22 protein-coding genes, 1 tRNA gene and 2 pseudogenes are annotated in these 20,574 nt (G+C 63.9%); 7 read left to right on the forward strand and 18 right to left on the reverse strand.

Annotation, left to right across the window (positions count from 1 at the left end; translation table 11 throughout):
• Positions 1-61 precede the first annotated feature (61 nt).
• Both P6U29_RS10190 and P6U29_RS10195 read left to right on the forward strand, forming a co-directional pair.
• Positions 62-595 (forward strand): DUF4142 domain-containing protein, encoded by a 534-nt coding sequence (locus P6U29_RS10190; protein WP_407117477.1) that lies wholly within the window; start codon positions 62-64, stop codon positions 593-595.
• A gap of 8 nt (positions 596-603) precedes the next feature.
• Positions 604-924, forward strand: coding sequence for a cupredoxin family copper-binding protein (locus tag P6U29_RS10195; protein ID WP_407117478.1), 321 nt, complete (start codon positions 604-606; stop codon positions 922-924).
• A 179-nt stretch (positions 925-1,103) separates the two neighbouring features.
• Here the strand turns inward: P6U29_RS10195 and P6U29_RS10200 are convergent, their stop codons facing one another.
• From P6U29_RS10200 to P6U29_RS10215, 4 genes are all read right to left on the reverse strand, one after another.
• Entirely contained in the window at positions 1,104-1,370 is a 267-nt protein-coding gene (locus P6U29_RS10200) for a hypothetical protein (protein WP_025034564.1), read from the reverse strand.
• A gap of 192 nt (positions 1,371-1,562) precedes the next feature.
• Positions 1,563-1,940 (reverse strand): TIGR02301 family protein, encoded by a 378-nt coding sequence (locus tag P6U29_RS10205; protein ID WP_407119286.1) that lies wholly within the window; start codon positions 1,938-1,940, stop codon positions 1,563-1,565.
• A 45-nt stretch (positions 1,941-1,985) separates the two neighbouring features.
• A complete protein-coding gene (locus P6U29_RS10210; protein WP_407117479.1) occupies positions 1,986-2,420 on the reverse strand; it encodes an NUDIX hydrolase in 435 nt (144 codons plus the stop codon).
• Between the two features lie 9 nt (positions 2,421-2,429).
• Positions 2,430-2,939 carry a hypothetical protein gene (locus tag P6U29_RS10215; RefSeq protein WP_407117480.1) on the reverse strand — a complete coding sequence of 170 codons (510 nt, stop codon included), beginning with the start codon at positions 2,937-2,939 and terminating at the stop codon, positions 2,430-2,432.
• Positions 2,940-3,002: 63 nt separating this feature from the next.
• Between P6U29_RS10215 and P6U29_RS10220 the strand changes: the two genes are divergently transcribed.
• Positions 3,003-3,767, forward strand: a complete 765-nt coding sequence (locus tag P6U29_RS10220; RefSeq protein ID WP_407117481.1) for an SOS response-associated peptidase — start codon at positions 3,003-3,005, stop codon at positions 3,765-3,767.
• Between the two features lie 123 nt (positions 3,768-3,890).
• On the opposite strand, the gene P6U29_RS10225 is transcribed toward P6U29_RS10220, so the two are convergent.
• The 6 genes from P6U29_RS10225 to P6U29_RS10250 all read right to left on the reverse strand — a co-directional run bounded on the left by P6U29_RS10225 (position 3,891) and on the right by P6U29_RS10250 (position 9,680).
• Positions 3,891-5,084, reverse strand: coding sequence for a CaiB/BaiF CoA transferase family protein (locus tag P6U29_RS10225; RefSeq protein WP_407117482.1), 1,194 nt, complete (start codon positions 5,082-5,084; stop codon positions 3,891-3,893).
• Between the two features lie 34 nt (positions 5,085-5,118).
• Complete coding sequence (locus P6U29_RS10230; protein ID WP_407117483.1) at positions 5,119-6,048, reverse strand: glycine reductase; 930 nt, start codon at positions 6,046-6,048, stop codon at positions 5,119-5,121.
• Between the two features lie 157 nt (positions 6,049-6,205).
• Positions 6,206-6,787 carry a GDP-mannose pyrophosphatase gene (locus tag P6U29_RS10235; RefSeq protein WP_407117484.1) on the reverse strand — a complete coding sequence of 194 codons (582 nt, stop codon included), beginning with the start codon at positions 6,785-6,787 and terminating at the stop codon, positions 6,206-6,208.
• A gap of 9 nt (positions 6,788-6,796) precedes the next feature.
• Positions 6,797-7,243, reverse strand: coding sequence for a GNAT family acetyltransferase (locus P6U29_RS10240; protein WP_407117485.1), 447 nt, complete (start codon positions 7,241-7,243; stop codon positions 6,797-6,799).
• Complete coding sequence (locus P6U29_RS10245) at positions 7,240-8,667, reverse strand: FAD-binding oxidoreductase (protein WP_407117486.1); 1,428 nt, start codon at positions 8,665-8,667, stop codon at positions 7,240-7,242. The genes P6U29_RS10240 and P6U29_RS10245 overlap by 4 nt, the downstream gene beginning before the upstream one ends.
• Before the next feature lie 23 nt (positions 8,668-8,690).
• On the reverse strand, positions 8,691-9,680 hold the full coding sequence (locus P6U29_RS10250) for an L-threonylcarbamoyladenylate synthase (protein WP_407117487.1): 990 nt from the start codon (positions 9,678-9,680) through the stop codon (positions 8,691-8,693).
• 68 nt (positions 9,681-9,748) lie between these two features.
• Here P6U29_RS10250 and P6U29_RS10255 point away from each other — a divergent pair.
• A tRNA-Pro gene (locus P6U29_RS10255) sits at positions 9,749-9,825 on the forward strand.
• 210 nt (positions 9,826-10,035) lie between these two features.
• Here the strand turns inward: P6U29_RS10255 and P6U29_RS10260 are convergent.
• Both P6U29_RS10260 and P6U29_RS10265 read right to left on the reverse strand, forming a co-directional pair.
• A complete protein-coding gene (locus P6U29_RS10260) occupies positions 10,036-11,292 on the reverse strand; it encodes a hypothetical protein (protein WP_407117488.1) in 1,257 nt (418 codons plus the stop codon).
• 861 nt (positions 11,293-12,153) lie between these two features.
• The gene (locus tag P6U29_RS10265) at positions 12,154-12,441 is read right to left on the reverse strand and encodes a hypothetical protein (protein ID WP_407117489.1); all 288 of its coding nucleotides are present in this window, start codon (positions 12,439-12,441) and stop codon (positions 12,154-12,156) included.
• 136 nt (positions 12,442-12,577) lie between these two features.
• Here P6U29_RS10265 and P6U29_RS10270 point away from each other — a divergent pair, with 136 nt between their 5' ends.
• Complete coding sequence (locus P6U29_RS10270) at positions 12,578-12,943, forward strand: hypothetical protein (protein ID WP_407117490.1); 366 nt, start codon at positions 12,578-12,580, stop codon at positions 12,941-12,943.
• Between the two features lie 258 nt (positions 12,944-13,201).
• On the opposite strand, the gene P6U29_RS10275 is transcribed toward P6U29_RS10270, so the two are convergent.
• The 4 genes and pseudogenes from P6U29_RS10275 to P6U29_RS10290 all read right to left on the reverse strand — a co-directional run bounded on the left by P6U29_RS10275 (position 13,202) and on the right by P6U29_RS10290 (position 16,048).
• On the reverse strand, positions 13,202-13,327 hold the full coding sequence (locus P6U29_RS10275) for a hypothetical protein (protein WP_407117491.1): 126 nt from the start codon (positions 13,325-13,327) through the stop codon (positions 13,202-13,204).
• Positions 13,324-13,964 (reverse strand): annotated as a pseudogene (locus P6U29_RS10280) (SOS response-associated peptidase family protein); the annotation flags it as partial. The pseudogene P6U29_RS10280 and the gene P6U29_RS10275, both read right to left, overlap by 4 nt.
• Positions 13,965-14,017: 53 nt before the next feature.
• Positions 14,018-14,146 (reverse strand): annotated as a pseudogene (locus tag P6U29_RS10285) (ribonuclease BN); the annotation flags it as partial.
• A gap of 729 nt (positions 14,147-14,875) precedes the next feature.
• Positions 14,876-16,048, reverse strand: coding sequence for a sensor histidine kinase (locus P6U29_RS10290; protein ID WP_407117492.1), 1,173 nt, complete (start codon positions 16,046-16,048; stop codon positions 14,876-14,878).
• 179 nt (positions 16,049-16,227) lie between these two features.
• Between P6U29_RS10290 and P6U29_RS10295 the strand changes: the two genes are divergently transcribed.
• Positions 16,228-16,437 (forward strand): hypothetical protein, encoded by a 210-nt coding sequence (locus tag P6U29_RS10295; RefSeq protein WP_407117493.1) that lies wholly within the window; start codon positions 16,228-16,230, stop codon positions 16,435-16,437.
• Positions 16,438-16,779: 342 nt separating this feature from the next.
• Here the strand turns inward: P6U29_RS10295 and P6U29_RS10300 are convergent, their stop codons facing one another.
• Entirely contained in the window at positions 16,780-18,492 is a 1,713-nt protein-coding gene (locus tag P6U29_RS10300) for a cache domain-containing protein (protein WP_407117494.1), read from the reverse strand.
• Positions 18,493-18,657: 165 nt separating this feature from the next.
• Here P6U29_RS10300 and P6U29_RS10305 point away from each other — a divergent pair, with 165 nt between their 5' ends.
• Positions 18,658-18,834 (forward strand): hypothetical protein, encoded by a 177-nt coding sequence (locus P6U29_RS10305; RefSeq protein WP_407117495.1) that lies wholly within the window; start codon positions 18,658-18,660, stop codon positions 18,832-18,834.
• Positions 18,835-19,197: 363 nt separating this feature from the next.
• Here the strand turns inward: P6U29_RS10305 and P6U29_RS10310 are convergent, their stop codons facing one another.
• Positions 19,198-20,469, reverse strand: coding sequence for a DUF892 family protein (locus P6U29_RS10310; protein ID WP_407117496.1), 1,272 nt, complete (start codon positions 20,467-20,469; stop codon positions 19,198-19,200).
• Positions 20,470-20,574 lie beyond the last annotated feature (105 nt).

Here is a 20,574-nt window from a genome sequence, read left to right on the forward strand (position 1 = left end):
CATCCAACTCCTGTGAAGCAACGCGCCGGCCAAGCGTCCGGCACCACAGGAGGATCAAGCCATGTTCATCCGACCGAGCGCGGCGATCGCCGCAGCCGTTCTGCTGTCGAGTCCCGCGCTGCTACAGGGCGCTCGCGCAGCCGATAAGCTCAGCGATCCGCAGATCGCCCATATCGCCTACACCGCCGGCGTAATCGACATCAACGCGGCGAAGCAGGCGATGAAGAAAGCCAAGAACAAGGACGTGAAGGCGTTTGCCGAGGACATGGTGCGCGACCATGAGGCCGTCAACAAGCAGGCGCTCGCGCTGGTCAAGAAGCTGAACGTCACGCCTGAAGACAACGACACCAGCAAGGCGCTGTCGAAGCAGGCGAGCGACAAGCTCGCCGAGCTCGACAAGCTGAGCGGCGCGGCCTTTGACAAGGCCTATGTCGCGAACGAAGTCGCCTACCACAAGACGGTCAACGGCGCCCTCGAAACCCAGCTCATTCCGTCCGCCAGCAATGCCGAGCTGAAGAACCTGCTGCAGACCGGCCTGAAGATCTTCCAGGGACATGAGCAGCACGCCGAACATGTCGCGGCGGAGCTGAAATAGGAGATACGATGATGCCGGGACGTCTCGCTTCAACCGCGCTTGCAGTCGTCTTCGTGACGATGATCGTCCCGGCAGACGCCGCGACCATAGAGATCACAATGGAGGATCTCGTGATCTCACCAGCCGAAATATCGGCGAAGGTGGGCGATACCATTCGATGGGTCAACAAGGACGTTTTCGCCCATACCGCGACCGCGAGGAACGGCGATTTCGACGTGATGCTGCCGCCGAAGAAATCGGCGACGTCAGTTCTGAAGAAGGCTGGAACGGTCGAATATTACTGCCGCTATCATCCCAACATGAAAGCGACGCTCAAGATCGAGCCTTGAGGAGGAGGGAGCGCATTCCCGCTTTCATCGGGAACATCTCCCGGTCGGCGCAAGACTAATGCTTGTCTGCATTCAATCGCTTCCATGCGATAAATCGCGGCAGACTTCGCGACGACTTTCGCAAAGTCATTCATCCGTCGACTGGCCCCGTCCCGTGGCGGGGCCATTTTCGAAAAGGGCTACTGCCTGGAGATGCCGACCGAGAATTCGCCGTTGCGAATGCGGCCGGGAAAGCCCTCGACGAACTTCGCCACCGCGTCCTCGCCATAGGTGCCGACAAGCTCGGCCAATGCCGCGAACAGGCTCGCCTGCGCCAAGCAGTCGCCGTCGACGCCATCATGGCGTGCCTCGGCCCAGGCTTCGTTGAGATAGCTCAGAGCAGCCTGTTTCTGCTCATGATCGGGCAGCGGCGCGCGGGCGGGGGCGTAGGAAATCGGCTGGCTCATGAAACTCAGTCAGGGCTGGGGCGCGATCCACGGCGATGCGCTGTGCGAGAGGTGTAGCACGGTCGTTAACGACCGCTAGGCCACATCTTTAAGAACGGTTAACGGCTGTGAACAAAATCGATGACAGAGTTCCAGCACTCCGTCATTCCGGGTTCGCACTGCGCGCGCCCCGGAATGACCAATCGAGAGAGCTCAGTTCGCGTAGCGCGCCGTGAGATCCCGCGAGATCTTCGAGCCTTCCTCGATGTAGCGGCGGATCGCCACCGTCGCGGCCGGCGTGCAGCTGCGGTAGGTCTGCTGAAAACCGTTATAGCCGCGGTTGAAGCCGGCGATCATGCGGGTGCGGCGCTCACCGGAGGGTGTTTCGGCATCGATCAGCGCCTGCATCTCGTTGCGCCATTTGTTGCCCTCGTTGGCCCCGCAGATGCCGCGCAGATAGTGCAGCCCGCCCAGGATCTCGGCCAGCCGCTGCAAATCGGCGTCAAACGGCGCCGCCACGTCCTGGGCCCGGGCGGACCCGGCGGCGCAGGCGAGGATCAGGGCAAAAATGGCCAGAAATCGCGTGGACATTGGCGGCTGTATGCCCCCTCGGGACGGCAGGCGCAAGGCGGGCCGTCAGGCGCCAATCAGCCGGTAGGCGGACTGGATGACCTCCTCCAGCCCTCCGGTCAGCTTGAGGTCGCCCAGGCTCGCCAGGGCGTCCGGTGCGATCCAGCGGTAATCGTCGAGCTCGTCGTTCAAGGCCGGTTCCTTCGCTGTCCAGCGGGCGGCAAAAGACATGATCAGGTAGTGGCCGGCACCGGCCGCGGCCGGCAGCACCTCGCGCCAGCCGGCGAGGCCAATGATCTCGATACGAAGGCCGGTTTCCTCATCGACCTCGCGGCTCAGGGCCTGATGCAGCGATTCGCCGAATTCGACCCGGCCGCCCGGCAGCGAATAGAACCCCTTGGCGGGCGAGCGGGCGCGGCGGACCAGCAGCACCTTGCCGTCGCGGAAGATGGCCGCGCTGACCGCAAGCTGGGGGTGGGTGGGCTGGACGACCGCGGCCAATCTCGTCACCTATCTGGCCGAGTTCGCCATGATGGTGTCGACGTCAGCTTCCGCCCCGCCATTGATGATGCCGCCGCAGGCCGCAATCAGCGGCTTGACCCAGAGGGCGGCCTGCTCGGCGAGGCGGACGCGGGTCGTGTCCTTCTCGACCTCGCGCATGGCCGAGCCCACCGCGGTCAGGATCGAGGTCATGGTGTCCGTGATGTGGTCGAACTGGGCGCGCACGTTGGGATCGGCCTTCTCATAGGCCTCGATGGCGAGGTCCCGCGCCTTGAAATTCGACGCCGTGAAATGCTCGGCATAGGACAGCGGAGTCCAAGTCAGGAAGTCTTCGGCGCATTCGGGCATATCAGGGACCATTTCGAGCAGCATCACGGCTTCATTGAAATGGTTGAGATAGTCGGTGGCAAGCCCGGTCCGCGGGTTGATGTTGGCCACGCGCAGCCGTTCGGCCCAGGCCTCAGCCTCGGGGCCCGTCTGTACATGCGTGCGCGCGGGTTTGGAGGCCGTTGAGCTCATCTGCCGCAGTGTTAACGTTCGGGGTTAAGAGGACCTGAACAGACCCTATATAGGTATCCAAGGATGTGTGGACGCTTCGTCATAACTTCGGCCCCCGCGGCTTTGCGGCAACTGTTCGGCTATGTCGAGCAGCCGAATTTCCCGCCCCGGTACAATGTCGCCCCGACAGAGCCGATTCCAGTCGTATTGGTCGAGAACGGCGCGCGGCATTTCCGCCTGATGCGCTGGGGCCTGCTGCCGGGCTGGGTCAAGGATCCCCGCGGCTTTACGCTCCTGATCAACGCCCGCTCCGAGACGGTGCTGGAGAAGCCCGCCTTCAAGAACGCGATTCGCCGCCGCCGCGGCCTGATCCCGGCCGATGGCTATTACGAGTGGAAGTCGGAGGGCGGCCGCAAGCAGCCCTTCTTCATCCACCGCGCTGACGGCGAACCGCTCGGCTTTGCCGCGGTGTTCGAAACCTGGCTCGGACCGAATGGCGAGGAGCTCGACACGGTTGCGATCGTCACCGCCGCGGCGGGCGAGGACCTCGCCGCGCTGCATGACCGCGTGCCCGTGACCATCAGCTCGCGCGATTTCGAGCGCTGGCTCGATGTCAGCGGCGACGAGGTCGATGCGATCCTGCCGCTGATGAGAGCCCCGCGCATCGGCGAATTCGCCTGGCACCCCGTCTCCACCCGCGTCAACCGCGTCGCCAATGACGACGAGCAACTCGTGCTGCCGATCAGCGTGGAGGAGATGGAGGCCGAGGCAGAGGCTGTGAAGCCGAAGAAGATGGTGAGGAAGGTTGCTGCTGTGTCTTCGGATGACGGGCAGGGGTCATTGTTTTGACCTCGACGGCGTAGAGTGGGCAGAGGCGCAACGCGCCGTGCCCACCATCTCTCCAGTCAAGCGATACGCGATGGTGGGCACGCTTCGCTTTGCCCACCCTACCGCAGCAGAGCGTGTGGCGAGCTACACAACCTCCCGCGCCCGCAACGCCGCGATCTCCGCTGCATCGAACCCCAGCTCACCGAGCACCGCGTCCGTATCCGCGCCCAGCTGCGGCGCCATCCGGTCCAGCCTGCCGCCGCCATGGGCGAGCTTGAATCCGCTGCCGGCAAAGCGCAGGCGGCCGTATTGCGTATCCAGCTCCTGGATCGCGCCGCGAGCCTTGATTTGCGGATGGTCGATAACCTCCTCGACCTTCCAGATGCTGGCGCAGGGCGCGCCGGCGTCTTCCAAAATCGTCTCCCATTCACGCGCCGGCCGTTTCGCCAGCGCCTCCTCGATGATCGCGCGCAGTGCCGGCTCGTTCTCGTTGCGCGAAAACCAGTCGGCAAAGCGCGGGTCAGTGAGCGTGTCCTCGCGGCCGAGCGCGGACATCAGCGCGCGGTACTGCTTCTCGTTATTGACGGCGAGCAGGATGTAGCCATCCCCGGCCTTGAACAGGTTCGCGGTGGTCTTGCGGCTGACCGCCTGGTTGCCCGAAAGCTGCTGACGATGGCCGGCAACCGACCAGTCCGCGATTTGGCCCGAGAGAAACGCCAGCGTTGCCTCCAGCATGGAGACGTCGATGAGCTGCCCCTTGCCGGTGCGGTCGCGCTGGTAGAGCGCACTCGACACGCCGAACGCGGCCGTGGCGCCCGAGAGCACATCGCAGACCGCAAAGCCCGCACGGGTTGGTCCAGTCTCGGGATGACCGGTGATGGCCATGATGCCCGACAGCGCCTGCATCTTGCCGTCATAGCCGGGCCGCAGGCGATCCGGGCCGGTCTGGCCGAAGCCGGAGACCGCGCAATAGATCAGCTTGGGATTGATCGCCGAGAGCGCTTCATAGCCGATGCCGAGCTTGTCCATCACGCCCGGGCGAAAATTTTCCATGACGACGTCGACGGTCTCTGCGAGCTTCTTCACGATCGCGATCGCCTCCGGCTTCTGCAGGTCGAGCGTCAGGCTGCGCTTGTTGCCGTTGATAGCCTGGAACGCCGGCGCCAGTCCGCGCTCGGCCCATTCGCGAGAGAGCGGCGTGCGGCGCATATCCTCACCCTCGCGCCGCTCGACCTTGATGACGTCGGCCCCCAGCAACGCGAGCTGATAGCTCGCATAGGGGCCGGCCAGCACTTGCGTGAAGTCCAGGATCTTTACGCCCTCGAACGGTCGCGTCACGTCGCTCTCCCTCGATTATTGTTGTTGGATGACGTCAGGCGGCGCGGTTGCCGCGCGCGATCTCCTTCTGCTTGTCGAATTCGGCGCGGCGGCGTGCCAGCTCCTCGGGCGAGAGCTGCGCGACGTTGTTGTAGTCGAGTTTCCAGGAGGCGTCCTCGCTCCAGCGCTGCGGCGATTGCATCGTCGTCTGCGGACCGCTCGCGGTCTCCAGCAGTTTGAGCGCCAGCTCCAGCGCCTGCGCCTGCGAGGCGACGTCGTGCGGCTTGCCTGCGGAGTTGCCGAGCGGGAAATCGCTGAACAGGAAGCGCGGCACCGCAGCGTGCTCGATGATGTCCTTGGCGCAGCCCATGATCACGGTCGCAATGCCGTTGCGCTCGAGATGCCGCGCCACTAGTGCCGTGGTCTGGTGGCAGACCGGGCAGTTCGGCACCAGCACCGCGACATCGACCGCATCAGTGAGACAGCGCGACAGAATCTCCGGTGCGTCGGTGTCGATCGTGACGCGATGGCTGCGGTTGGTCGGTGCGCCGAAGAAGCGCGGCGCGACCTCGCCGATGCGGCCTGCTGCGGATGCTTTCAAAAGCTGCGGCAGCGGAAACCAGGTCCCGCTGTCGGTCGCCGAAGTGTGCTTGCGGTCGTAGCCGATGTGCGAGATGCGCAGGTCGTGCTGCCTGGACGTGTCGCCGTCATAGACCTGATAGAACTTCGCGCTGCCATTATACGCCGCGCCCGGCCCCTGGTCGCCCTTGGCCGGATCGTAAGGCGCGGCGGTCGTGATGATGGTGACGCGCGACTGTGCCAGCGGCTTCTTCAGCGGCTGGAACGGTGCCTCCGTGTAATGCGCCCAGCGATACGGCGTGGTGTAGCCGATCGCCGCGTAATAATCGCGCGTGCGCTGCATATAGGGGACGGGGGAATCGTAGTCGGGCGCAAAGCCGAATTCGTCGTCGCGCGGAGCGGACATGGGCGCGTCTCCTGGTTCTTGGTTAGGCCCAGAGTAGAGATAGTTGCCGGGCAGCTCAACGGGGTGAGGTAGGGCGCAGGGCTGAATTGCATTAGCGCGGCATGCACAGTGCCTCTTACCCTCCCCTGGAGGGGCCCCTCCAGGGGGGGTAAGCAAATCACCTGAACACATGCAGCGCTACGTATTGCAGCAGCATGATCGCCTTGGCGTCGATGATGCGGCCGTCGGCGATCATCGCCAGCGCGTCGTCGATCGAAAGCTCCAGCACCTCGATGTCCTCGCCCTCGTGTTCGAGGCCGCCGCCGTCGCTCACCCGCATCTCGGGCTCGTATTCGGCGACGAAGAAATGCAGCTTCTCGGTGATGGCGCCCGGGCTCATGAACGCTTCGAACACCTTGTGGACGTGATGCAGGCGATAGCCGGTTTCCTCCTCGGCCTCGGCGCGGATGCGCATCTCGGGCTCGGCGTTGTCAAGCACGCCGGCGGCCGCTTCGATCAAAAGATCGTCGTAGCCGCGAATGTAGGCCGGCAGGCGGAACTGGCGCACCAGGATCACCGTGCGCCGCGCGAGATTGTAGGGCAGGACGGCTGCGGCGTTGTCGCGCTCGTAGGTCTCGCGATGCTGCGTCTGCCACTCGCCATTGGCGCGCCGGTACTCGAACGTGGTGTTCTTGAGCGGCGTCCAGTTATCCGAGAGTACGCGGACGTCCTTGATGCGGACGCGGTCGGAAATGGTCATGGCTCGATCTCAGTTGCTTGGCGTGGTCGCGCGGCCGTCGAGCCACTTCTGGAACATCACGGAGGTGGATAGCTCGAAGCCCAGCGATCCGTAGAACGCATTGGCCTGCGCGTTTTCGCGGCGGACCAGGAGCTGCAGTTTTGCAATTCCGACCGCGCGTAGCCAATCCTCCGCGGCGGCCATGATGACGCGGCCATGGCCGCGCTTCTGGTTATCCGGATCGACCGCGACGTAATAGACCCAGCCGCGATGGCCATCATGGCCGACCATGACGGTGGCGACGATCGCGCCATTGTCGCGGCCGATCAGCACGGTGGAATTGTCGCGCCGCCGCGCTAGCGCGATGTCGGCATGCGGGTCGTTCCAGGGCCGCGTCAGGCCGCAGCGCTGCCACAGCGCGACGATCTCCTCGACATCGGCGTCCGTGATCGAAGCGATCGCGAGAGAGGCGCTCACAGCACCTTCCCCGGATTCATGATTCCTAGCGGATCGAGCATCGCCTTGATGGATCGCATCAGCTCGATCGCGGTCTTGTCCTTCACCTCGGGCAGCTCGTCGCGCTTGAGCACGCCGATGCCGTGCTCGGCCGAGATCGAGCCGCCCATACGCAGCACGATCTCGAACACCACCGAGTTCATCTCGTGCCAGCGCGCCAGGAAATCCGCGCTGTCGGCGCCGACCGGCTGGCTGACGTTGTAATGCAGGTTGCCATCGCCGAGATGGCCGAACGGTACCGGGCGCGCGCCCGGGATCAGCTTCACCACGGCGGCATCAGCCTCGGCGATGAAGGCCGGCACGGCGGCAACGGGCACGGAGATGTCATGCTTGATCGAGCCGCCCTCCGGCTTCTGCGCCGCCGACATCTCGTCGCGCAGCTTCCAGAACGCACCGCGCTGGGCGAGGCTCGCCGCGATCACGGCGTCGTCGACGATCTCCTCTTCCATGGCGCGGGTGAGGATCGTCTCCAGCGGCGTGCGCGCATCCTCGCTCGGTGAGGACAATTCCATCAGCACGTACCAGGGATGCTTCTCGGAAAGCGGATCCCGCACGTCGATGCCGTGACGGATCGAGAAATCGACCGCCATCTCCGACAACAACTCGAAGCTCGTCAGCGCATTGGCAGCTTCGCCTTGCGCGATCGTGAGCAGCTTCAGCGCCGCCGCCGGCGACTTCAGCCCGACGAAGGCCGTCTCGATCGCCCGCGGCTTCGGAAATAGTTTCAGCGTCGCCGCCGTGATGATGCCGAGCGTGCCTTCGGCGCCGATGAAGAGGTTGTGCAGATTGTAGCCGGTGTTGTCCTTCTTCAGCTTCGACAGCGCGTTCAGCACACGCCCGTCGGCCAGCACCACCTCCAAGCCCAGCGCCATCTCGCGCGCGACGCCATAGGCGAGCGCGGCGGTGCCGCCGGCATTGGTCGAGAGATTACCGCCGATGGTGCAGCTGCCTTCCGCGCCCAGTGACAGCGGAAACAGCCGGTCCACCTCCGCCGCCTTCGCTTGCGCGATCTGCAGCACCACGCCGGCCTCGCAGGTCATGGTGTTGGAGGCGGTGTCGACCTCGCGGATCTTGTCGAGGCGCCGCAGCGACACCACCACCTCGCCATTGTGCGGCGTCTGCCCGCCGACGAGCCCGGTATTGCCGCCCTGCGGCACCAGGGCGATGTTGTGGGCGGAGGCGAGCTTGCAGATCGCGGCGACCTCCGCCGTCGAGCCCGGGCGCAGCACCAGCGGCGAGCGGCCGTGAAACAGGTTGCGCTCCTCGGTGACGTAAGGCTCGATGTCGGCGGCATCGGTGATCGCGTGGCGCTCGCCGACGATCTTGCGGAATTGGTCGATCAGCTCGGGCGCAAGCGGCGGAGTGGCGGATTTGTTGACGTTCATTCTCGTGTCTCTTCTCAAGCGTCTTATCGGGCAACTGCCGCCCGGCGCAGCCGGTCGTTGATCGCTTCGCCAAGTCCTTGTTCCGGGATCGCCATCACCGCGATCGCGCGTGGCGCCCTGGTATCGAGGCTGCGAAGATAACCGAACAGATTGGCCGCGGCTTCATCGAGATCACCGGTGCGCGACAGATTCATGACAGCGGCGGCAGCGTCAATGCCGGGCAGGCGCGACGGTCCAAACGCCAGCAGCGCCTCGCCCGGCATGACCTCGCGTGCGTTGAGCCGCACATTGGCGCGCGGCGCGTAATGCGAGGCCAGCATGCCCGGCGCCAGCGGCTGACTGTCGTCGCTCTCGACTTCCATAGGCGGCCGCGCCAGCGGCGCGCCCAGCACCGCCTCGATCCGCTCGCGCGACAGCCCGCCGGGACGGAGCAGCATCGGCATCTCGAAGCAGCCGACGATCGTCGATTCGACGCCGACCTCGACCGGCCCGCCATCAACGATCAGGTCGATCCGCCCTGCAAGGTCGCTCTCGACATGGGCGGCCAGCGTCGGCGAGACGTGGCCGGAGATATTGGCGGATGGCGCCACTACCGCCCCGCCAAAGGCGCGCAGGATCGTCTGCGCCACCGGATGGGCGGGAATGCGGATCGCGACCGTGTCGAGGCCGGCGGTAGCGAGATCCGCCACCGGACAGCCCTCCGTCTTCGGCACCACCAGCGTCAGCGGCCCCGGCCAGAACGCCTCGGCAAGCTTCAACGCGCGCGCGTCGAAGCGCCCGATCCGCCGCGCGGCCGTGAGGTCCGCGACATGCGCGATCAGCGGATTGAACGCCGGCCGCCCCTTGGCGGCGTAGAGATGGGCGATCGCGCCTGCGTTGGCCGCATCCGCCCCGAGCCCATAAACCGTCTCGGTCGGAAACGCGACCAGCCCGCCGGCCGCCAGGGTCCGGGCGGCGGCTTCCGCGCCGGCCTCGCTGGCCAGCAAAATCAGCGTTTCAACACCCGTTTTCACAGGGATAAAATTCCTCATCTCGGCCGCTTGCAGTGCGTCAAACCCGACGCTATAAGCCGCCTTCTTGTCGGAGTGTGGCTCAGCCCGGTAGAGCACTGCGTTCGGGACGCAGGGGTCGCAGGTTCGAATCCTGCCACTCCGACCATCATTTCAAGTACTTATAGCTTCGATGTTTTTTCGGCGCAATGAAATGCGCAATGATTTGAGGCACGGCGGCCATGCCGTCGATCTCGAGGCATGTACCCTAGGACGTCGAGAGAGCAGATCCGCGACGATCTTACGCCGCTGGAAGTCGGGAAATGACGATCGGGGAGCGCGAGGGAAACGGGGCCTGGCGCTGACATCCGACGACGCCCTAGTGCCTTCCTCCAAACGCCTCCGCAGCCTCTTCCTGGAAATCCGGATGGTGATGGCCATAGTTGGCCTCCAGCTGTTCCACGGTCATCCCAAGCCAGCCAGCGGCCTCCCACATATCCACCCCTGCCTGCATGAGCCAGGTCGCCGCAGTATGGCGCAAGGAGTGGCGAACTACGTCGTCGCCCAGTCCCGCATCTTCCAAGATCCCCTCCCAAGCGGATCTGATCTTGCCGGCGAGCGGCTGGCCGTCGTGCATACGGTTGACGACGAACCGTATCTGCTCGCCGTCCTTCAAAAGGCCCGCCGCTCGGAGCTCGGACGAGCGCGCCTGGTCGATCTTCCGCCAACGGATCAAGTGAGGACGCAGACGGCTGGCGATCTTTGCGGGCGGGCGGCGTTTCTTGGTTGATCGCTCCAAGGCCCCTTTGCCCTGATACACCATCGCATCCAGATTCATCCAAGGATGGGTCGTTGTCGGTAACCACTGCGTCCGGCGGATCGTCTCTTCGCGGCGAGCGCTGTACATGCCAACTAGTGTGAAGCGGGCAGCTGGATAGCGGCGACGGATGATCCACCGCTCACGTCTGAAGAGCTTGCCGTCTTCCCGGCGTTTCCAAGTCTCCCGCTCATTGTCCCATACGTAGCCAATGGCGGCACCGAGCAAACGGGCAGCTTCATTGCGTGTCAGCCATCGGTGACGCCCCTCCGCCTTTGGAGGCAGGGTGATCTTTGGCACCACGTTAAGTGTGTGTTCTGCGTGATACGCGTTGATTGCGGCCCGCAAATCCTCAAGTCGGCGTCGCGCGGTCTGGTCCGAGACCGTGCCGTTGCGGGACTTGATGCCGGCTTTCCTGTTGTTTTCGTTCGGCGTGCCAGTGGACCAGTGTACGAAATCGCGGCAAAGTTGGGCTTTGAGTTCGCTGACCGTCTTGTCGCCAAAGAAGTTGTTCAGATCTAGCAAGCGAATGAGCAGCAGATCGTGCTGGGCCCATGCCCGCTGGTCGCTCTTGTCCTTGGGACGCTTTGAAATCTCGTAAGCAGTGAGGACGTCAGCTATGGCGAGGACGCGGGGGTCAGTGGCACCGATTGTGCTGGTATGCCGCTCGCCGATGTAGCTTTCGAGCGCCTTCGCAGCGCCATCAATGTCGTCGCGGCCGAAGCCTGTGCGGATCTGCCGGCCGTGATCGAGGATGATCCAGGTTTCATCATCCTCTCTGAACCAGAGGCGTGGGGGCTTGGCTTTACGGCCCGGCATGATGGCTTGACCAATTTGCGGATGGCGCGAGGTGTGGTCAAATCCTTGCCTGCCACTTTGGCGATTTCAAGAGTCCCAGTCGCGGCAGCCCTGCGCAATGATGATAATGTCAATGGACCGTGCGGAAAAAATACGGTAGCGGCCTCGACAAGCGTCATCACTTCGTCCTCGCCCCATTGGGCAGGATCGGGCCTTGCTTTTGCGCGGGCGAGCTTGTCGATCTTACGCTTCGGCATATGTTGAACGCGGTACTCGTGAGTGCGCGAGGCCCTTCTTGTCGGCCAGCGGTCTCAAGTGTATGCGAAATCTGCTCTTCGAAAAGTGCGCCTCTGGCTTTGGTGCGGCAATTGGCGGTTTCCGAGTGCAAATCGGACAATCTGGGATTGTTAATCGGCGGGTTCTACGTTCGAGCCGTGGTGCGCCCCCAAAGACGCGGAGGGAGGAGAAGGCGCTGGATAAGTAGGATGGTATAACTAGCGTTTCGCGACGAGCTGATTCGCCCGTCGTCAACTGTGGAAATTCACGTCCACACCCTTGCGGCCAATCCGGGGTAGTTCCCAGGTCCCCCGCGACACCGAAATAGTCGAAGCGTGTAGGGGACACCGGTAGACTCGTAAACGTCCAAAAATCCCCAGCTCGCTGCCTTAACGCGCGATGTCGACTACGTTAGGACCCCGCGCACGATGACAGGAGACCCGTATGGGTATCTTCCTCGTCCCTTGAAGCCAGTCAGCCGAACGGTACGACGTATCGTCTTGGTCTCGGATGCCTTGTACCTCCGAAGCTGGCCTCGATGGTAGCCGTGATCGTGCGGCTGTTCTGAACGAAAGGGCCGCTCCGTGAGGGGTGGCCTTTTCTATTTTAGACGTTCTGCGACCGCACAAGATCCCGGTACTCATCAAATCCCGAGTCGGAAAGGGCCGTGCGGTCTGTCCGATTGAAATACTTGGCGACTCGAGCCGAAGCTGTACCGTTGGTGAGATCGCAGTTGAAAGCCGTAATAGCGGCCTGAGGGGAAACCAGTTTGCCAGGGTTGGGAATGAACCCGGCAGCAAGGCACGTGTCGCGGATGTCCTCGTAGGCGGCCGTAAGTACCGCCTCGTCGTTGTGCGAGCCAATGAAATCGGCGAGGTAGGCCGAGATACACACCCCCTTGTCGCAGATGTGCTGGAGCCGTACACGCCATCGCAGCCGATGTCGTTCGACAACGCGGCACAGCTCTGCCGATCGTCTGTCGGAGAAAGCCGCGCGTTATGGCACCGCCACCTGCGCGAGCTTGGACGCCTTGGTCTACGTCGATCTTCACGATCGGCACCTATGGCCAGTTGAGCCCGCCGCCTGGAGCGAGCCTGCCAAGGCGGAGGAGACCGAGGACGGGACGAAGGGCCTCTTGGACCGGCCGGCCTATGTGGAGCTCGAGCAGCATGTCGGCGAATGCGGCAAGGTGAGCTTCGCCGAGGCGAGCGTCGCCGTCCCATTTGTCGGCGCGGCCACCGGCGCGATCGTCATCGGTCAGGCGATCCGACTTGCAACGCTGGAGCCGGCTCCGGTCTTTCTTCAGATGGAGCTCGGCGCGCCGGACATGGCGACGCTCGGTGGTCTCACCGACGCGCCGAACGTTAATCTAGGGAGCTTTTCGATCCGACTCTAAACCCACTGGTTGGCTAACGATCCTCGCGCCTTGGGAGGCTACCCGTACTACTTTGAAGAGAAATAGCTATTGTAACAAGGGTGTAGGGCACACACCAAAAAGGAAATCGAGAAAATCCTGCCCGCGGTTTGCCTGTGATGGATGTACCGTGGATCCGTGGATTGTTTAGCAAGAAGAGCTCGCTCAATTGCGTGCACACCTAGTGTTTACGGCAGAGGCGGCGACCTTCGCCCACTCATCGATCGTACAGGGCGAAGCTCAGCGCGCACTCTGGCCAAAAAGTAATTCGCGCGGCAACGCAGCATAGAAAGAGTCCATGTCAAAGTGGATGATCTTGCGCTGACGGGGCCGGGGCTCCGCCTGGTGGTCGTCCTCGTCGGTCACGTTGTCTGTCCGGCCGGGTCTTCCTTGGCGCCACGAGCGACGATTTTGAGCGACCTCCGAAACGGGCCGCTGCAGCTTCAGGGCCTCGTCCGGGGGCGCCGTCATCCAGGTCTCGACCCGACGTCGTCAGGATCACAGGCACCGCCTTGGGGTGGATGGCGCCGACCTCTGCGTTTGGCTCCGTCGTCAGGAATGCGTAGAGCTCGTTGGTGGTCTCGCCTTCCTTGACCTTCCGGACGGACGTCCAGTTGGTCCAGATGCCGGCGAAGCAGGCGAGGGGACGGCTCTCATCGAGCGCGAACCAGATGTCGCCGCCTTCGGCCTTGTTGAACTCGCTAAAGGAGTTGAACGGCACCAAGCAGCGATTTTCGGCTCCCAGCCATCGCGTCCAGTGCTTGCTCTTCACGTTGCGGATGTTCGTCGTGCCGCCATCCGGCTCCATCCGCAGCAATTCCTTGAAATCCAGTGCCTTGCCTTTGGCCTGCAGCTTTTCCGCTCGCTTTTTCGTGGCGTCGATCAGCGCCTTTGACGACGATGGCATTCCCCAGCGTGCCGTAGCGAGTTCGCGGCCCTCGGCTCCATTCCGCACGATCGGTGCTTGGTAGTCGGGAAAAACCCCGGGCATCGGCGCCAGATCCAGCGCCAGCGCGGCGCCTCACGGTTCGGGCCGAACCGATAGATCAGCGCAGGCGTCAGACCGAGGGCGACGAACATCGCGGGCCATCGCCCGATGCGGACCAGAAGGTCCGCGGCGTTCGAAAGGCCGACGAAGTTCAGGAACAGCGGCAGAAGCACCACTGCGCCAAGTGCGGCCAACACGAACGCGATGCCGGCAACCGTGAAGGACAGGGAACGATATTGAGCTTCACGAAGCCACGCTTCTCCTTCTCGCCGTACACGATGTTGAGCGTGTCGAACAGAGACTTCATCGCGGCATCGCGCTCCAGAGCGAGACCGCCAGGCCGATGACGAAGGTCACACCGAGGGCCTGATTGCCCTTCGACGCGACGCGCGTAAGCTGATCCCTTGCAACGTCGATTGCGCCGCCCGGAAGGAATCCGGGGACCTGATCGAGGTGTTTGGCGATGCTGCCCGGATCGGAGAAGAGGCCGTAGATCGCTACGAGAGCCGCCAGCGCCGATCGCGAGGATGCTGTAGTATGTCATGCCCGCCGCGAGCGCCAGGACGCGGTGCTCGCCGATGTTGCCGTAGACGCGCAGCAGATGTCCTTTCATCCCTTCGCAGGAATCTCGGACGGGGATTTAGCCTCCCGCCCTCGATCTCCGCCCTCGGTCGCCAGACCGATCGCCGAGGCGTTGCGATCGGCCGCCTCCCTGCGAAATTTCGTCTAGGTCGCGCCGCGCCACGTTTTCAGGCGGGGATAAGCGATCCCACAAAGAACACCACCACAAGAAGTCCCAGCGCTGCCGCCAAGCTCCATCCTGCGCCGTTCGTCTCCCGGTCATGCGACATCTGGATCTTGGCCATCGAACTCTCCGCGGAAATCAATCGCACCGCGGAGAATGAGTTCCTGCTCCGATCTTCCGATCAGTTGCGCAACGCGCTCAGCGGCAGCGAAATCCGGACGCGGAGGCCGTCCGTCGACCATTCGCGGTCGATCTTGCCGCCGATCCTGCCGATCGTAGTTTCCACGAGCTTGGTGCCGAATCCGGTCTCCGAGGGAGCCTTCACCGAGGAAGCGCCCTTTTCGTTCCAGACGATGTCGACGGCGTCGGTCGTGACCGCCCAGGAGATCGTCAACGAACCGCGGTCGCAGTTGAGCGCTCCGTACTTGGCTGCGTTGGTCGCCAGTTCGTGAAAGACGAGAGCGAGTTGGTTGGTGGCCTGTTCTCCGATCGCGAGGTCGGGGCCGGAGAGAGCGGCCTGGCCCTGCTCGTGCGGTCGAAGGATGCGCGCGACCAGGTCGCCGAAACTGGCGACTGCGGAGACGTCGGTGCCGAAGGACCGTCGGATCAGAGCATTGGCCTGCGCCAGCGCGTGCAGGCGGCCGGACAAGATCTCGGCCAGATCCTCCTTGGAGGCCGCGCTACGGGCGGTCATCCGGACCATGCTGTCGGCGACCGTGAAGAGATTCTTGATGCGGTGGCTCATCTCGCGCGTCAGCGTCTCCTGCTGCTGCAACGCGAGATTGAGGCGCTGTTCAGTCTGGATCATCCGCAAGGCCACGCCAGCGAACGCCGCCAGTTCGGCCATCACCCGTGCGTGCTCGTTGTTGAAGTGGCCCGCATCGGCCGCCACCAACCAAATTGTGCCGATGGCATCGGCCCCCTTCACCGTCAGCGGCACGAGCAGCACCTCCGGCACCGTTATGCCGGCCTCGCGGATCCAGTCGTAGGCGCGTTCGGGCCGTTCCATGAGGATGGGTTCGGCGAGGTCGAGGCATACGCCGCAAGGACTGAAATTCCGCGGCGTCGTGGCGCCTTCGAAGGTCGCGAGTTCGCCGGCAAGCGCGTGCCAGCGGAATCGGCCGGCCTCCGGCTCGAAGATGCTGATGCCAGCCGAATGGGCGCCGCAGATCTCCATGCCCAGCTTGACGAGGTGCGCCAGGACCTCGTCCGGATGATCCGACATGACTTCCGCCAGATTCTGGATCGCGAGCTTCTCGCGCAGGAAGTCGGGTGCCGCCGCGACACGGTCGGCGAGCTGCTCGGTGATGAACACCGTCGCGATCGGCTCCGGTAACTGAATTTGCGATCGCATGGCGAAGGACTCGAAGTTGTCGGAGAATGATATCCTGCCACCGCGGCGGGGTTTGTTCCAGCACGATCCACCAACGCGGATCGACGACGCGATGTCGCACTATTTTTTGCATGGACGAGCGTTCTGAAGTGTAGTGGCGTGCGCGGGCGGTCGCGGCCTTCCGGTGAGGAAGCTCTCGTATGCGCGACGTTCTCGGCGGCGACGGCCTTCTTCAGCAGCACTTCCCGGTGCACCTCGTCGGCGGCATCATCCGCACGCTCGCGCGCCAACTCAGCGGCGACCCGCAATCGCTCCGTCAGCGACATCGTATGCTTGAAGCGCCGGCGCCGCTTTTTCGCTACGTCAGTCATGAGAGCCGACTACCATCATCGGAAGGTCGCCAGCCATAACGCATGTGAATCGGGACGCACGTCTTGGGTGCACCGCAACGGGAAGGATACGCCCATTCACTCGGACCAGGTCCGCTCCCGGCAACGGCATTCGAACCTCAGAACGGTACGACCGGTGCCTGGATTGAGGCTGGATTGGGGAGAGACCGGACAAGTTCGAACTTGCGGCGCCGCGCGGACACGACTTGTCGGCCCTGGGTTCGGGTTTCGTCTCGCGATCCTTCAATTCGATTGCCTCATCGAGCGTGGCGGTGCTCCGCCTGTACGATCGGACGGGCTCCGCTTCAATGCGACCGGCGTTGGTGGAACTCGGTGGCTCTCGGAACCTCTGACCGCTCTGACTCAGGCGCTTTTGGCGCGCGGCCAGGTGACCCACGTCGGGTTCAAAGCGTGCAGCATGCCGAGCTCGCGGAGCGCCCGGCGCACATTCTCGGCGACGAGCTCGCAGCCCTCCGCGTCCGTGTTCGGCAAAAGCTGGACGAACGCCTCGCCGCCGTAGCGCGCGGCGAGATCGGCCGGCCGGCGGACCTGCGCGGACAGGATCCGCCCCAGCGCGCGCAGGCACGCCGGCCTGATGGCCGTACTGGTCGTTGAACTTCTTGAAGTGATCGCCAGCAGCAACGAGAGCGGAATGCCGTCGCGCTTGGCGCGCGCCCATTCCTCGGTGAGGCGGTCGTCGAAATGACGGGGGTTAGCGATGCCGGTGAGGCCGTCGGACGTGGCGAGCGCGGCCAATTTGTCCTGGAGATCCTTCTGCTCGGTCATGTCGCGCGAGATCGCCACCACGCCGTCGATCGCATGGGTTTCCGACGACCGGGTGACCCGCAGCGCCGTCTCGACCCAGATCTCCTTCTTCCGGCGATGGTTGGCGCGATAGATGATACGCGCCTCTTCGGCCTCTCCGGCCTTCAATGCCGCAACGACCTGCTCCATGCGCGGCCGGTCCTCCGGTTTGATGCCGGCGAGAGCGGAGGTCCCGAGTAACCTGGCGGGGTCCCAACCGAGGATGCGGGCACATGAGGGAGAGGCGTAGAGAATGCGCTCGTCCAGTCCGACCCGCATCACGACATCGCTGCACTGCTCCGCGATCAGGCGGAAATCGCCCTCCTTGGCGACGAGGGCCGCCGCCATGCGTTGCCCCTTTGCGAGATAGCGCACCAGGAAGAAGCCGATCAGGGCGATCGCCAGGGTCAGACCGGTGACGATGCCGAAGCGCGTGACCGCCTGCTGGCGCCATGGGGCGAGGACATCGCTCTGCGCCTTGGTCGCCTGCACGACCAGCGGATACCGGGTGCTCTTCTGGTAGAAACTCAGTCGCTCCTGCCCGTCCAGCGGGGACTTGAAATAGTAGGCGCCGGCGTCCGCACGCTGGCCCATGGTCCGGAACAGCGGCGAGCCCGACATGTCGCGCCCGACATAGGCGCCGTCGTCGTCGCGACTTCTGGCCAGCATGATGCCGTCGGCATTGAGCAGCGAGACCGCGCCGTTGGGTCCGATGTCGAAGCGGCGGTAGAACTGCGTGAAATAGGCGACGTCGATGCTCGTCAGCACCACGCCGGCGAAACTGCCGTCGGGGTGATTGAAGCGGCGGGACGCGGTGATGATCCACTGTCCGCCGGACCGGCTCTTGACCGGCCGGCCGATCAGCGTCCCGCGCTCCGCCGAGGCGCGATGACGCTGAAAGTAGTCGCGATCGCTATTGTTGAGGCCCGCGAAGTCGACGTCTTCGGTCGTGGCGAGCCAGCGGCCGGTTTCGTCGTAGACAAAGATGCCACGGATGCGTTGTCTGTTGTACTTGCGGGCCTGCAGGAAGCTCTGGATCTTCGTAACCGCGGCCGGGCTCGTTCCGCCCACCTCCATCCGGTCGACCATGCCGGTAAGGATGGTATCGGCGAGTTCGAGCGTATCCTCTGCGTGCTGCGTCAGCGACTGGGCGAGGTTGGCCATGTCGACTTCGGCGTTGCGGAGCTCGACCTGGCGGGATTCCCACTCGCGCCATCCGCTCAGCGCCAGAATGGCGACGCAGGCCAGCGCCACGAAAGCCGCCGCCCACAACGGGAAGCGAGCTCCTTTTCGCGCAAGGTCCCACCCAGGGCTTAACGGCAGGTTTGCGGCCGCGGCAGGATGCCGCGCCCGGGCAAGCGTCGCCTCATCGTGGTGTTCGGGATCTTACGTTTCATGGTGATCGTTCGTTAACCAGGCGCAACCGGGCCGCGAGAAGTGGATTCGATCGCCATGGAAGACGAGAAAGCCCGACTGCTGGCTGAGGCCCGAAGGTGTCGCCGCCTCGCGGCTTCGATCAACGATCAGGAAACCGCCGCGCGGCTCAACGCGCTGGCGGAGGACTACGAACGGCGCGCAAACACTTCGCAGGCCGGCAAGGATGAGAAGGAGTGAGCTCCCTCAAAGATCGCCCGATCCGGGCCCTGTAGCGGCCGGCGGGACAATGCGCAGCGGCATCTGTGGACGCTCCGCGGACCGGGGCGCGGATTGTCCGAGCGTTCGCGCGAAGCCCGATGATCGTTCCAGCAGAGTCTCGCTCTCGCCCAGCATGCGGTAGCTGCGTTCAAGAATTTCCAAGTGCCACCTTGAGAACGGGTCGGGCGCTTTCAGCATCGCTGCTCGATAACGGCTTGCGATTTTGAGATAAAGCTCAGCGTTCCTCATGGTGTTTACCCGTCGGGGGCCTCACCGATCTTGAATCCTGGTTCGAACTCGCGTCACCGGCCGCGGGGATTGATCGGCGGCCAGTGCACGCCGTTACTGCGCCGGTTCGATCGCGGTAGGCATCTTCGCGACCGACATCAGTGATCGTGCGACCTGGTTCAGCAGTTGGTCGGCGTTCTCCTCTTCGGCCAGAGACTTCGATAGCAGAGCGACAATGGCACTGTGGCGAAGCTGCTGCGCCAGGTTGCGGGCGGTGGTGTAGCCTGCGATCTCATAATGCTCGACGCGCTGCGCGGCTCCGATCAGCGTCAGGTCGGCGGCGGCGTCTTCCTTCTTCTCACCTTCGGCGATGATCTCCTCGCCTTCCTCGACGAGCCCCATCATGCCCTTGCAGGGCTTGGCGCGGGCCGACTTGCCGAGCAGTTCGAAGCATTCGTTGATACGTTTGATCTGGGCTTCGGTCTCGGCCAGATGCTCCTCGAACAATTCGCGCAATTGGTCGTAGCGCGCTGCCTCGGCCATCTTGGGAAGCGCCTTAGTCAACTGCTTCTCGGCATGCAGGAGGTCGCGGAGTTCGTCCATGAGCAGGTCGCCGAGACCTGCCTCGTCCGCGGGCGGCGAGCTTTCCGTGACGATGGTGCTCGCAGGACCCGGGTCCCCGGCCTGGATCGCGGGCGATTCGGTGAAGACCCATTCGCCACCCTCGTTCCAGGGCCCACGGGTATCGATCTCGCCGTGGTCGCCGGTGCCGGTGGAATCGTTGAAGAACTGGTCGACCAGGCCGGGTGTCGGCGCGATGCGGCCGATGCTGAAGGCCGGCTTGGCCATGCTTTCGAGCGCCAGCGCGAACGCCTTCATGTGGGTGATCTCGCGGGTCATCAGGAACTGGAGGGCGTCCCTGGTACCGGCATCCTCGGTGAAATTGATCAGCCGCTCATAGACGATCTTGGCGCGGGCCTCGGCGGCGATGTTGCTGCGCAGGTCGACGTCGAGCTCGCCGCTGATCTTGAGGTAGTCGGCGGTCCAGGCGTTGCCCTGCGAATTGAACAGGTTCACCCCGCCGCCGCCCGCGATCGCGATCAGCGGATCGGCCTCGGCGGCCTGCCGGTCGAACTTCGACGGCTTGAGGTGCATGCGCGCCAGCGTTCCGACCACTTCGAGATGGCTAAGTTCTTCCGTCCCGATATCCATCAGCAAGTCTTTGCGATCAGGATCATCGCAATTGAGCCCCTGGATGGAATACTGCATCGCGGCAGCGAGCTCGCCGTTGGCGCCACCGAACTGTTCAAGAAGCATGTTGCCAAAACGAGGGTCCGGTTCGTCGACGCGGACGGTGAACATCAGCTTCTTGACATGGTGGTACATGAGAGCCTCGGCTTGGTTGAAGAGGAATCAGGGCCCGAACGGCCTAGCCGCGCCCTTGTTCCTATCACGGCAAGGACTCGGGCGCGTCGAGGGCTGCGTAGAGAC

The sequence above is a fragment of the Bradyrhizobium sp. LMG 9283 genome (assembly GCF_045571415.1).
Classification (GTDB): Bacteria; Pseudomonadota; Alphaproteobacteria; order Rhizobiales; family Xanthobacteraceae; genus Bradyrhizobium.

Coding starts and splice junctions, on each gene's coding strand:
- P6U29_RS10190 (WP_407117477.1), top strand. CDS start 62: ATGTTCATCCGACCGAGCGCGGCGATCGCCGCAGCCGTTCTGCTGTCG.
- P6U29_RS10195 (WP_407117478.1), top strand. CDS start 604: ATGATGCCGGGACGTCTCGCTTCAACCGCGCTTGCAGTCGTCTTCGTG.
- P6U29_RS10200 (WP_025034564.1), bottom strand. CDS start 1,370: ATGAGCCAGCCGATTTCCTACGCCCCCGCCCGCGCGCCGCTGCCCGAT.
- P6U29_RS10205 (WP_407119286.1), bottom strand. CDS start 1,940: ATGTCCACGCGATTTCTGGCCATTTTTGCCCTGATCCTCGCCTGCGCC.
- P6U29_RS10215 (WP_407117480.1), bottom strand. CDS start 2,939: ATGAGCTCAACGGCCTCCAAACCCGCGCGCACGCATGTACAGACGGGC.
- P6U29_RS10220 (WP_407117481.1), top strand. CDS start 3,003: ATGTGTGGACGCTTCGTCATAACTTCGGCCCCCGCGGCTTTGCGGCAA.
- P6U29_RS10230 (WP_407117483.1), bottom strand. CDS start 6,048: ATGTCCGCTCCGCGCGACGACGAATTCGGCTTTGCGCCCGACTACGAT.
- P6U29_RS10235 (WP_407117484.1), bottom strand. CDS start 6,787: ATGACCATTTCCGACCGCGTCCGCATCAAGGACGTCCGCGTACTCTCG.
- P6U29_RS10245 (WP_407117486.1), bottom strand. CDS start 8,667: ATGAACGTCAACAAATCCGCCACTCCGCCGCTTGCGCCCGAGCTGATC.
- P6U29_RS10260 (WP_407117488.1), bottom strand. CDS start 11,292: ATGCCGGGCCGTAAAGCCAAGCCCCCACGCCTCTGGTTCAGAGAGGAT.
- P6U29_RS10290 (WP_407117492.1), bottom strand. CDS start 16,048: ATGCGATCGCAAATTCAGTTACCGGAGCCGATCGCGACGGTGTTCATC.
- P6U29_RS10295 (WP_407117493.1), top strand. CDS start 16,228: ATGCGCGACGTTCTCGGCGGCGACGGCCTTCTTCAGCAGCACTTCCCG.
- P6U29_RS10310 (WP_407117496.1), bottom strand. CDS start 20,469: ATGTACCACCATGTCAAGAAGCTGATGTTCACCGTCCGCGTCGACGAA.